The organism is Lysinibacillus sp. COL-1, from assembly GCF_059814265.1.
On sequence record NZ_JCAWSJ010000004.1, the window covers coordinates 1,149,676 to 1,162,463 of the forward strand.

The 12,788-nt window shown below is 33.8% G+C and carries 12 protein-coding genes; 11 read left to right on the forward strand and 1 reads right to left on the reverse strand.

The genetic code is table 11. The annotated features are described in order from the left end of the window. Positions 1–26 precede the first annotated feature (26 nt). The 5 genes from AC6BKE_RS13940 (at position 27) to AC6BKE_RS13960 (ending at position 4,659) form a co-directional block, all read left to right on the forward strand. Positions 27–950: a DMT family transporter gene (locus AC6BKE_RS13940; protein WP_271912654.1), complete on the forward strand. Its 924-nt coding sequence runs from the start codon at positions 27–29 to the stop codon at positions 948–950. Between the two features lie 76 nt (positions 951–1,026). Next, entirely contained in the window at positions 1,027–1,686 is a 660-nt protein-coding gene (locus tag AC6BKE_RS13945) for an MBL fold metallo-hydrolase (protein WP_499856985.1), read from the forward strand. Positions 1,687–1,847: 161 nt separating this feature from the next. Beyond that, on the forward strand, positions 1,848–2,057 hold the full coding sequence (locus AC6BKE_RS13950) for a hypothetical protein (RefSeq protein WP_058843320.1): 210 nt from the start codon (positions 1,848–1,850) through the stop codon (positions 2,055–2,057). Positions 2,058–2,489: 432 nt separating this feature from the next. Next, positions 2,490–3,425 carry an EamA family transporter gene (locus tag AC6BKE_RS13955; protein ID WP_058843321.1) on the forward strand — a complete coding sequence of 312 codons (936 nt, stop codon included), beginning with the start codon at positions 2,490–2,492 and terminating at the stop codon, positions 3,423–3,425. A 292-nt stretch (positions 3,426–3,717) separates the two neighbouring features. Then, positions 3,718–4,659 (forward strand): alpha/beta fold hydrolase, encoded by a 942-nt coding sequence (locus tag AC6BKE_RS13960; RefSeq protein ID WP_499856986.1) that lies wholly within the window; start codon positions 3,718–3,720, stop codon positions 4,657–4,659. A 414-nt stretch (positions 4,660–5,073) separates the two neighbouring features. Here AC6BKE_RS13960 and AC6BKE_RS13965 read toward each other — a convergent pair whose 3' ends face one another. Then, positions 5,074–5,694 (reverse strand): flavin reductase family protein, encoded by a 621-nt coding sequence (locus tag AC6BKE_RS13965; RefSeq protein ID WP_058843323.1) that lies wholly within the window; start codon positions 5,692–5,694, stop codon positions 5,074–5,076. Positions 5,695–5,946: 252 nt separating this feature from the next. Here AC6BKE_RS13965 and AC6BKE_RS13970 point away from each other — a divergent pair, with 252 nt between their 5' ends. The 6 genes from AC6BKE_RS13970 (at position 5,947) to AC6BKE_RS13995 (ending at position 12,787) form a co-directional block, all read left to right on the forward strand. Beyond that, a complete protein-coding gene (locus AC6BKE_RS13970) occupies positions 5,947–6,558 on the forward strand; it encodes a TetR/AcrR family transcriptional regulator (protein ID WP_058843324.1) in 612 nt (203 codons plus the stop codon). 15 nt (positions 6,559–6,573) lie between these two features. Then, entirely contained in the window at positions 6,574–7,263 is a 690-nt protein-coding gene (locus AC6BKE_RS13975; protein WP_058843325.1) for an ABC transporter ATP-binding protein, read from the forward strand. Further along, on the forward strand, positions 7,256–8,986 hold the full coding sequence (locus AC6BKE_RS13980) for an FtsX-like permease family protein (RefSeq protein WP_499856987.1): 1,731 nt from the start codon (positions 7,256–7,258) through the stop codon (positions 8,984–8,986). Before AC6BKE_RS13975 ends, AC6BKE_RS13980 begins: the two co-directional genes overlap by 8 nt. Positions 8,987–9,490: 504 nt before the next feature. Then, positions 9,491–11,089, forward strand: a complete 1,599-nt coding sequence (locus AC6BKE_RS13985) for an ATP-binding protein (RefSeq protein WP_036124914.1) — start codon at positions 9,491–9,493, stop codon at positions 11,087–11,089. Positions 11,090–11,102: 13 nt separating this feature from the next. Further along, positions 11,103–11,777 carry a response regulator gene (locus AC6BKE_RS13990; protein ID WP_058843327.1) on the forward strand — a complete coding sequence of 225 codons (675 nt, stop codon included), beginning with the start codon at positions 11,103–11,105 and terminating at the stop codon, positions 11,775–11,777. Positions 11,778–11,812: 35 nt separating this feature from the next. Further along, positions 11,813–12,787 carry a tripartite tricarboxylate transporter substrate binding protein gene (locus AC6BKE_RS13995; RefSeq protein WP_036124911.1) on the forward strand — a complete coding sequence of 325 codons (975 nt, stop codon included), beginning with the start codon at positions 11,813–11,815 and terminating at the stop codon, positions 12,785–12,787. Position 12,788: the final 1 nt, after the last annotated feature.

Below are 12,788 nucleotides of genomic sequence, written 5' to 3' on the forward strand. Positions count from 1 at the left end.
TGATAGAAAAAGAGGAGGAGGTTTATATGGTACTTATTAATTATTTTTTCATGTGTTTGATTTTTGGAACGACTTTTTTAGCGATTAAAATTGGTGTTGATGCAGGAATGCCTCCGTTTTTATCAGCTGGCCTCCGTTTTTTTATTGCCGGTTTACTGCTATTTAGTTTTATGGTTTGGAGAGAAAGAACGACAATACGGGTGTTATTTCGTAAAGAGATGTTTTTTACAGGAGTGGGCTTAACCTTTGGGACGTTTGCCACATTATATTGGGCAGAACAGTATGTGACATCAGGGATTGCAGCTGTCTTATCTGCTACAGGTCCAATGATGATCATTATTATACAGACATTCCTATTGAAGCAAAAAGGAAATCGAAAATCATTTATTGGTTGTGTTGTCGGAGTCATTGGTGTTACGTTCTTGATCTTACCTAGCTTTTCAATTGAGATTAGTCCCTTCTGGATGGTTGGTTGTTTTGCCATAATATTAGGGGAAGTTTTTTATGCATCTGGAACCATTTATACGAAGCATGTCATCCGAAAATTTGAAACGACATCTCCAATTGCTTTAAATGCAGCGCAAATGATGCATGGTGGGATTTTATTAATCGTTTTGTCACTTTTTACTGAGAACATTCAGCTTCATTATCTTTTAAGCCCAGCTTCAATTGGCTCTCTTCTTTATTTAATTATTTTTGGTTCAATGATCGGCCATAGCATTTATTATTGGCTTGTTTCCCGAACGAATCCTGTTTTTCCTTCTACATGGCTGTATATCTCACCAGTCATTGCCGTTACATTAGGTGTGACCCTCTATCATGAATATATTTCTTGGCTAACAGGCATAGGTACTCTGACGATTATTGCTGGAACGGTTCTAGTCAATTTTGAAACATTGAGGGAGTTACTTTGGCGCAATAGGACTATGCTTCAGGATGTGAAAAATTAATATAGCTTGAATAAGAGAGGTAAGAAATTCTATTATTCTAAATTGATTAAATCTAATTTAAAAGGAGAATGAAGCTATGAAAATTTCTAAGGGAGTAGAGATTCTGGATCTTGAATTTAATGGGAACATCATTCATCCAACACTTTTATGGGATCAGGAAATGGCTGTTTTAATAGACACTGGATTCCCAGGTCAAATGGAAGATTTGCGCGTAGCAATGGATAAGGTAGGCGTGTCGTTCGATAACCTAAAGGTTGTGATTTTGACACATCAGGATATAGATCATATAGGCAGCGTCCCGGAAATAGTGCGAAATTGTGGAAGTAATATAAAAGTCTATGCGCACGAACTAGATAAGCCTTATATCCAGGGGGATTTACCACTTTTGAAAGACGCGCACATAGCGAATCCACCCAAGGGGAAAGTGGATGTAGCCTTGAAAGACGGTCAAGAACTACCGTATTGTGGCGGAATTCGAGTGATCCATACTCCAGGGCACACGCCTGGCCATATCAGCTTATATTTAAAGCAAAGTAAAACACTTGTTGCCGGAGATTCGATGTATAGTGTAAACGGTACACTGGGGGGAATTCATGTTCCAACTACTTTGGATATAAAGGTCGCTCGACAATCTTTGAAGAAATATTTAGACTTCGACATTGAATCTGTAGTTTGTTACCACGGAGGATTATGTAACGTAAATATTAAAGAGCAGATTCGAAAATTTTACAAATAATGATATCCTTTTTTTGAGGAACTACTGCTAAGTGGAGAAGGAAGTCTGTTTTATTGTTAGCCAGCTCATGTTATAATGAAGAGCTTAAGATGATTAAGACCTTTTTATAACGGATGCCAAGAAAAGCCTCCGCAAAATGAAAAATATGGAGGTGTAAGAGAATGAATAAGCGTTGGACGATTAGTGAAATTCAAAAGTTTGTTGAGAATAATTCGGAAAGTAAGTTGCTAACGACTGAATATCATGGTTTTTCTCAAAAGTTATTATTTAAATGTGCATGTGGAAGTAACTTTGAAAAAACATTTACGAAATTTAAAAATAAACATCAACGAAAATGTGATGTATGCCAACCGCCAAAAGAGTCACGCTAAACGTATTGCCGATTTTTATTAAAAAGAAATGGGCTTTTTCTATGTGACTGATAGAAGAAAATGTTGATTAAAATCACTTTACTCTTATAGGTAAGGTGATTTTTTTGCCTAGGATTACTACTGAAAAAGATGGTAAAGTAACATACTTAAGCAAATACAGAATAAAACATCACCAATTTAACCTTCTGTATTAATGAAATATCATGGATAGAAGCCAAACCCTTGATACATCTGGGTTTGGCTTTTTTAATATTTCCAAAATTTTTCTTTTTTCACTGAAAAACTCGGTTTGTAAACCATTATTGCCGAAAAAAAGATTGTAAAATAACAATCAGTGATTTATATTGGAGATTATGATTTTTTTCAAAATCTCAAAATCATAATCGAAATTTAATTTATATACAAGTTTTAAGAGGGAAGTGAATTAGCAAAATGTATCTTTATCCCCTATTAGTCATTATTGCAGCTAGTAGTTTTGGAATCGTTTCAACTATCATAAAACTGGCAATGCGTAGTGGCTTTTCTGTATCTGAGGCAGTGACAAGTCAGTTTTTTGTCGGCTTCTGTATAGCAGTATGTATCAGCTTAGTTACAAACAGGTCAAAATTTAGCTTTAAAGGTGTTAAAATCCTTCTATTTGCAGGTATCTTAACTGGGTTAACAAATATTTTATATGGTCATTCTTTGAACTTTTTGCCAGCTTCCTTGGCAGTAGTACTACTGTTTCAATTTACATGGATCGGTATGTTGATCTCTTGTATTACAAAACGGCAATTTCCAAGCAGAATTGAATTAATCTCTTTAATTATATTGGTAGCTGGAACCATACCAGCTGCTGGAATAATTGATGTTGATTTATCCCAAATACCTTTGCAGGGATGGTTATGGGGATTAGCAGCTGCTCTTTGTTACTCTTTATTTTTATATGTGAACGGTAAGGCAACTGCAAGTATGACAACCTCTAACCGTTTAGTATTGGTTTCTTTCTTTGCTTTTATGATTACGGCGGCTTTTCAGTCTCCAGAAATTATTTGGAATGGTACTTTGTTTAATGAGGGACTTTGGATTTATGGATTGGCATTAGGGTTATTTGGCATGATTATCCCCGTTTTCTTATTCACTATTGCAGTTCCTAAAGTTGGATTAGGTATGTCCTCTATATTGAGTGCTGTTGAATTGCCAATCGCCGTGATGGTATCTGTTATCCTATTAAGCGAAACGGTTACCATTTTGCAAATAGCAGGTATCGTCACGATCGTTGTCGGTATAAGCTTACCAACATTGCTAGATAAAGATGGATTGTTAAGTAGCGTCAAAACTAAGTACAAAAAATCCAGCAAAGAAGTAGCGAAAGGGTCTTCGATTTGAAGATCCTTTTTTCATGACAATCAAGCAATGTGATAACAATTCGGTTTTCTGATACGAATTTAACGTCCTCCTTAGTAGATTCAATTACACCTTTTATGCAACGCTGTAAATTTTTTTGTTCATACTCCGTTCATATTGTTGTCATAAGCAGTACACCTTCGTTGTATAAGCTATCCTTAACGGTTTATGAAAGTAGCCGGAATCCACATAGAGATAACGAAAGGGAGGTGTGGCACGAGAGCAATGGAGAAAACGGTGATCGCTTACCGTTCTATACTATCGTGCAAACATAATGAAAAAAATGATCATCATTTTAAGTAAATTAATAGCTGTTTTTGCTGTAGCCATCATACTTTTTTTAGCGATTGTTTTCCTAGTGAATATTGTCTGCTCTAAAATAGAGCAAGGAAAAATAGAAACTTATGGGCAGTCTGTAGCAGTGGACGGGAAAACGATGAATGTCTTCATTCAAGGAGAAGGCGAAGAAACCGTTGTGCTTTTACCTGGTTATGGAACAGCGGCACCAGCACTTGATTTTAAATTTCTAGTAGATGAATTATCTCCATTTTACAAAGTGGTTGTCATCGAGCCTTTTGGTTATGGGTTAAGTGATCTAACTGAAAAAGAACGTAGCACAGAGAATATTGTTAGTGAAATACATGAAGCTTTACAGCGTCTTCATATTGAACGTTATATTCTGATGGGTCACTCCATTTCAGGCCTTTACGGATTGGATTATGTGAACAAATATCCAGAAGAGGTGAGTGCATTTGTCGGGCTTGATAGCAGTGTTCCAACGATAAGCGAGAAAAAGATTGATTCTTCTATAATAAGAACTATAAAACTACTTAAAAAATCGGGTTTAGCGAGATTGCAAGTAAAGCTAGGGGATGACCCATACGCCGTACTACCATATGATGATAAAACAAAAGAACAATTGAGAATTCTTAAACACAAAAACATGTATAACCCAAGCCAGTTAAATGAAGCTGAAATGATGTATGAAAATTTTAAAGCAGCTGAAAATAGATCCTTCCCAAAAAATCTCCCTGTGATTTTCTTTATACAAGAAAATCATCCAGTAACTGACAGATGGATACCAGAGCATAAAAAACAAATAGAAGATTCTATAAATGGGAAAGTGATGACATTTGAAGGGGATCATTATTTATATCGTACCAAAGCAAAAGAAATCGTTGAAGGCTTCAGAGAATTTATGAAGGAAGTACAGTGAAGGTACTGAGAAAGATCCTTTATTTTATCTTATATTAATGGTCAGTAAGCGCCTTTCTCGATTGGGGAAATTAGGGTGAGCCAACTAAGTGCCTCCGATCAAGTGTAATATATTTGTTGTAGTTAATTATTTTGTGCGTATGAACAGCCAGTATCTATTTTGAAGCCAATTAAATAAAGTTCTTGAAACGAATAACCAGGCGCTCATATGAGTACCTGGCCTTTTTTATGCAATATTAGAAGTGTTCAAAAAGGTTCTGAAAGGTGTAACGATAACGCTGAAACCATCATCAGGATGCTCATGGCAAAAATCATGGGGAACAGCTCTGTAATGACATAAATAGCGCTAACCAACTACTTACTTAATAGAGTATGGGTTTACTTTTATACTGTATCTAGTACAACTTGATTATGTTTAGATCTCTGAACGGAAGTTGTTACCTAGCTTGCTTCCCAGACCAAAATAATGCCGAAAATTATAAATAAGTGGGCTCCATTTATTTGGATCAATATGATTTTCTTCAATAATAATTTCCTCATGAGCATGTACATGTATCGTTTGTGTCTCAACAATTGCAAAAGTAGGAGAATAATCTGGGATACGAATATGTTTTACCTTTGCCTCGATTTGAATGGGACACTCCATAATCCGAGTAGGAATGACCGTTGTAGAATTAATAGGTGTGAATCCACAAATATCAAATTTCTCTTTTCTATATGTAAAACCAATTTGTTTCTTAAAATCTGGAACTGGTTTTTTTCCTGTGTAAGGAGCTAACTGCTCCACATTTTCCCATAGAGAGGGGTCAGGAATATTAATGACACATTCAGGATGTCGTTCTAAATTTTCTATTGCTTTTCCACCAAGGCCAATACCTAAGACAATACAGTCTCCTAATGCCCAAGAAGATGACAAAGGGCTAATATTCACTGTTCCATCCTCATTTAATGTACTCAGTAAAATTACAGGAAATCCATAATATAAAATTTTAGGATTTATCATTTTTGTATTTGGTATTTGCTTTATTATTGTCATTTTAAGTTCCTCCTACTAAATGTTTTCGCTGTCATAACACATTGTAAAATATAAAGATTTCGATAAGCATCGAAGTGTTGATTACAAAATAATTACTTCAACAAAAGAATATGGAGGAAAGGTAAAGTTTAAAGTTCTTCATTTCATCTCCTTGATATTTCTAAATTTTTATGCCAATTTCCTTGACTTCATAAGAAAAATATGGAAATATATAAATAAACCGTTGGTCGGTTTATTTATAGGAGGTTTATGATGGCAAGGACAAATAAAAACTATGAACATAAAAAAAACGACATTTTAATTCGAATTTGGGAGGTTCTTCTGCAATATGGTTATGAAAAAATGACACTTCCGATAATCATAAAGGAATTGGGCATATCAAGAGGAGCCTTTTATCATTATTTTCAGTCAAAAGAAGAATGTGTAGATGAAGCTGTTAAATTGTTTGTTGAAAATGCGGTAGTGGAAATAAAGACGATGGATAATAAGACATTATCCGCAGATGTAAGACTTAAAATGGCAGTTCAAAATAGTATTTCTCTTTTTCATCAAAATAAAGAGCAAGATCGAATGATGAATCAACCTGAAAATGCTGTATTCCATCAAAAACTGATGATAGGTCTAACTAAATATCTTGCTCCGTATTTTGCAGAAATCATTGAACAGGGAGTGGAGGAAAAAATTTTTTACACAAATTATCCCTTAGAAATAGCTGAAATGTTATTGACACTATCAAATTTTTATTTAGATAAAGATTTATTTCATTGGGATCCAGAAACCATTCCATATAAAATAACAGCCTATGAAGAATTGATCAATAAAGGTTTAGGAACAACTGATAATATTGGCTTTTTTACTAACTAAAAAGGAGATTGGTAAATGGAAGCTGTTTTAAAATTACAAAATATAAGCAAAAAATTTAATGATTTTGATACAGTTTTACAAGAAATTAACCTTTCATTTTTTGCCCATACGTTTAATGTGATACTCGGACAAAGTGGTTGTGGGAAATCAACACTCATCAATATCATGTCAGGACTAATGAAGCCAACAAGAGGAAATGTTTATTATAAAGATTTAGATATTTCTCATGCGGAACAAAAAGAGATGATTCAATTCAGACGCTATAATTTCAGTAATATTTTCCAAGACTATTTACTATTGTCGGAATTAACGGTACGGGAGAATATTGAATTAGGGAAAACAGGGAATGCTCAAGATTTAGAATTCCGTGAACTTATAGCAAGGCTAGGGATCGAAACATTAGCAGATCGATTTCCCAATGAATTATCTGGTGGTCAGCAACAACGAGTTTCTATCGCACGTGCAATGATTAAAAATCCTGAAATTTTGTTTTGTGATGAAGCAACAGGAGCATTGGATGAGCATAACAGCAAACAAGTTGTGGACTATTTAAAGGAATTAAATAAAACCTATGGTACACTCATTATTTTTTCTACACATAACCTCAAAATTTCCACAGTGGCAGACCGTATTATTGTCATGAAGGACGGTCTTATTGAGGACGATTATTTAAATACTTCTCCACGGAGATTCTATAATGAGTAGTGTGTTTAAACAAATTTTCAAGAGTTTACTATGTGAAAAAGCGACTATGTCTGTGTTATTTTTTCTGAGCTGTTTAGGCTCATTTATGTACTTTTTTGTTCAAGTATCTATAGATGGGAATCTAAAACATTTGGCTTACAATAAAGCAAATGGGATATTAATTAATAGCTCGCAAAAAGAGCTATTGATTGCATTGCATTCTAATCAAATTTTAGCAGCTACTTTTTTAATCATTTTTTCTGTAATTGCAGCCTTTGCATTTTATATGTTTTTTTTAAAATATTACCGTAATCATCTGAAAGAAATTGGTTGCTATAAGGCTTTCGGATGTTCAAATAAACAAATAATCGCAGTTATGTTTTTCATTAATAGTAGTCTTTCTTTTATTGCCTTTATAGTAGGCTTCATATTGGGATGGGTTTGCTCAGATGTATTATTACAATTATATCGTTCATCTTTTGATATTGAATCACTTCAAAAGGGAATTTTCCCTTCAAATTTAGCAATAGATTTCCTATTTATTGTTGTATTATCGGGAATCATGGCAATAGTGCCATACTATAAGTTTTTAAAATTTGATATTTCCTCATTATTATGTAATTTCCCTGAAGAACACCAAAATAAATGGATAGTTTTCATTAGCAATAAACTATCCAATGCAGTTCCAATCAAATATCGGCGCTCATTTCGCATAGCTTTACGTAAGCCATTAGCAGTGTCTTTACTATTCCTGTCAGTAGGCTGTTTTACAGTTTTATGGATTATGAGCATGTCACTTCATTTCAGCAGTCAATATATTTATGAAACCCAGACACTTGGTAGGTCCTATAAATATGATATTCAGTTTGAAAATTATCAGCCGTATCATCCACTAGAAGAAGATAGTACTTTCTATTTAAGAAGTAATGTGAAGATTTCATGGAAAGGAAATGAAATTAATCAACAAGCAATAGGATTTCATAAAAAACCAAATTTGTTTCAATTTTATACATTAGATCACAAGGAGCTTTTCTTACCTAAAGAAAAAGAGGTGTATATAAATGAAGCTTTATCTGAACTCTATGGAATACGACAAAATGATTATATTGAAGTAAATATTAAACATAAAATCTATAAACTAAAAGTTGCTGCTATTGTGGGAAATGCAGAGAATAAGACTATTTATCTTTCAGAACCGCAATTAGCAAGTATGTTATCCATAAAAGAGTCAAGCTATAACGGAATACTTTCAAACACTGTTCCTAAACAGTATGAGAATAAATCAATAATAACAGAAAAGGAACGTTTAGCTTATTTACAAAAAAATAATGTTTCAAATAAAATAAGTGCAGTGATAAATCAACTATTAGGATGTATGATTGGCTGTTTGCTTCTTTATCTTGTCATACTGCTAAATTTTCAAGATTGCACAAGAAATATTCTTATTTTAAATATGTTAGGGTATTCTGCAAAGTCCATTAACAAAATGTTAATCAGTATTTATAAACCTCTTTTAAATGTGGCATTTATCATTATGGTTTCATTAAGTGTTATAGTTTGTCAGTTCATACAAAAAAGCCTCTCGATAAAAACGGGTGATTATATACCGTTTCAAACGAATTTGTTTATAATTGGCGGTATATGGTTGTTGCTAAATCTACTTTATCATCTTATCCACTGTAGATTTAATAATAAAATTGAAAAAATTCAAAATGCAGAACAGACTAAAAAATACATCCTTTAACACCAATATAAGTAAAATGATGTGACTATTAAGGAGATAGCAAACGAAGATGTTTTGAATGTAAAGAAATGCACCTCAAGGAACAGTGCATGGTAGTTGAAGATGCTGTTTGTTTTATCTTTCGTACGAGGGAAACTAAGGAATACAACATTAATTTTATGAGCAGGGTAAATCATATTACTATATGAATAACTTCTTCTACTGGTAGAAATCTAAAGAGAATTCAATCCCCATTTGATTATGAACGGTGGGGATTATTTAATGCTTATACAGTAAGCAATTTCGAAAGAATGGATGACAGAAATGAGCGAACTAACTGTATCATCTTTGTTTAAATGTGAGCATTCACCATATCCTAAGGGGTGCTTGAAAAGATGTATAAAATAGTGGTTGTAAAGTACAATAAGATGGGATATTCATAAGCTAAATTTCATTACGAGAGTTATCTACTATTTTCTTCATTCAATATAATTCTGTCTCTCTAATTTAGAAGGGTTAAATACGATGTTTAAAAATAAAAGGATTACATTAAAAACGAAAATACTAGGGTTAATTAGTTCCCTTATACTTCTCATTATTACGCTGCTTGCAAGTGTCTTTGCTTATTTACAAGCAGTAGATACTAGAAATCAAGTAGAACAATTAGCATTACAAGCGGCAAAATCGATTTCACTTATGCCTGAATTAAGAGATGCAATTGAACAAGAGGACTTAGAAACTCAATTTCGTCCTATCGCTGAGCAAGTGATAGATCAGGTAAACGCAGCAAATATTATCATTGAAAATCGTGATAAGATCATTTATTCTCATGTAGAAAATGATATTGAGGAAAGTGGTTTAGATGATACCAATGATCTAGCACTGCTATTTGGAGGCTCAAATATTTTTGAAGTTGAGCGAAGCAGTGGCTCCGTTATTATTGGGAAAGTGCCAATAATGGCCGACTATGGTGATTTCCAGCGCATAATTGGAGTCGTTTCGGTAGAGTTTTTGGAAACAGACATTTATCGAAATATTATTAGTAGAATTAAGACCATTGTCATTGCCTCTATTGTGATACTAATGCTCGGTATCATAGGTGGTATTTTTCTAACAAAAAGTATTAGAAAGGATACCTTAGGTTTAGAACCACACGAGATTTCATCGCTATACCTAGAAAGAAGCGCAATTCTTTTGTCTATTAAAGAAGGAATTCTTGCGATTGATCAAAATGGATTGTTAACATTAATCAATCATTCGGCTAAGAAAATGATGAATCTTAATGAAGAAAGATTAATTGGTCAGCATATCAATGACGTTCTAAAGAATTCAAAAATTGAAGAGGTTTTGCAAACAGGAAAAATGATGCACAATGTTGAGATTCTCTTGAATGATATCGTTTTTATCTTTAACGTTATTCCTATTATAAAAAACAATCAAATTATGGGGGCTGTATCTAGTTTCCGTGATAAGACTGAATTAAAGAATTTAATCAATACTATATCAGAGGTTAGGGCTTATTCAGAAGGCTTACGAGCGCAAACCCACGAATACACCAATAAATTATATTTAATATCTGGTTTGCTCCAATTAGAACGATATAAGGATGCTTTTGATTTTATTCAAAAGGAGTCAATCACCTATCAACATAGAAATCAAATATTATTTAATCAAATTCATGATGCTAATGTGCAAGCAATTTTGTTAGGGAAACTAGGGAAAGCTTCTGAAAAGAAAATAACATTAGAAATTGATCCTGATAGTCATGTCGATCCTTTGCCAAGCAATATTGAGGTAACAGATATTATTACAATTATCGGAAATCTCATTGATAATGCCTTTGATGCGGTCGCTAATCAACAAAGTAAGAAGGTATTGTTTTCAATTACTGGCTTTGGTAATGACATCATAATAGAAGTAACAGACAACGGAAAAGGGCTGTCTGAGGAACAAATAGATACCATATTCACTTTGGGCTATTCTTCTAAAGGGGAGAATAGGGGGTATGGCTTATTCAATGTTAAACGAATTGTGGAGTCATTAAGGGGCACAATTGAAGTGCATAATGATAAGAGTGGAGGAGCCATTTTTACAGTATACCTGCCAAAAAGGGCTTTCATATGAGGAGAGAAGTAAAGTGATAAAAGTTGTGATTGCAGAGGATGACTTTCGAATTGCACAAATACAAGAGGGATTTTTGAAGAGAGTATCTGATGTAAGCTTGGTTGGGAAGGCGTTAAATGCTAAAGAAACATTGAACCTGCTTGAGCAAGAAGAAGTTGATTTACTTCTATTAGATATTTATATGCCCGATGAGCTTGGAACTGATTTACTTCAGAAAATAAGGGGAGACTATCCAAATGTAGATATTATTATGGTTACGGCAGCAACTGAAAAAGCTATGCTAGAAAAGGCTATGCGTTTTGGCGTTTTCCACTATCTTTTAAAGCCGGTAACAATGGAAAAGTTTATTGAAATCATCGAGGAATATAAAAGGAAAAAAGAGCTCTTTAATAGTAGGGATGAAATCGATCAGTCAATTATTGATAGTTTCTTTGGCACTTCTGTCCAAACTGTGATGAATCAAAAGGACCTTCCTTCAGGGGTGGATCGTTTAACCTTGCAAAAAGTCAAAGAAATAATGTTTGAGCTTAAAGGTGGCGTTTCAATTGAGGAAATGGGGGAAAAGATGGGGGCATCTAGAACAACGGCAAGAAGATACCTAGAGTATTTGGTTTCAATCAACGTCTGTACAGCTAAACATGATTATGGAATTGTCGGAAGACCTGAAAGGAAGTATTACCTAATATGACAAAACACTGTAAATTTATGATAAAGGTCTAACGAATGAAGAAGAAACAACTCATGTTATTCCTACTGTTCATGATAATTCTCTTTACTTGCTCTACAAATGAATTTAAAATCGAGGAACCAATCACAAAAGAGGTAACGATTATTGCACCTAGCTCAATTGGTGGGGGATGGGATGTAACAGCTAGGGCTATGCAAGATATATTGATAAGTGAAAATTTGATGAATCAGAATATTTCTGTTATTAATAAAGTCGGTGTTGGCGGGGAATTAGGCTGGAAATATACAAAGGATCAAACAGATTCAGTAATAGCCATTAATTCAAGTCTACTTATCACTAATTATTTATTGGGTCAAAGTAAATTAACGTATAAAGACTTTACACCAATTGCCACCTTAGCGACTGAATGGGAAGTTACCATTGTTTCAAAAGGTTCGAAAATATCCAGTGCTAAACAGTTAATGGACGATCTCAAGAAAGATCCGCATGCTTATAAAATCGGTGTTTCCCCAAGGCTTGGAAATGATGATCAACTTTCCTTTGTATTAGCTAGTCAACAGGTTGGGCTGAAAACGGAACAGCTCGACTTTTATGTTTATGAAAATAGTGAACAAGTGGTGGAGGCATTATTAAAAAAACAAATCGATGTTGCCACGATGTCTTTATCAGAGGCGAAAAAATATGCTGAATCAAATCAAATAAAATTACTAGTGATTTCTTCTGAAAAAAGATTAAAGGAGTTACCAGAGGTTCCGACATGGGCTGAGCAAGGAATTGATTTAGTTTTTGAACATTGGCGTGGAGTGATGGGGCCTCCGAACATGTCAAATGCTGAAATTGAATTTTGGGATGCAACAATCGAAAAAATGGTGAAGACTGAGAAATGGAAGAAAACGCTTCAAATGTATATGTGGAATGATTTTTATAAAAATAGAAGAGAAACGATTATTTTTCTAGAAAATCAAAGTAGGATGTATGAACAATTAATGGGTATTCATATGGATTCGTAAA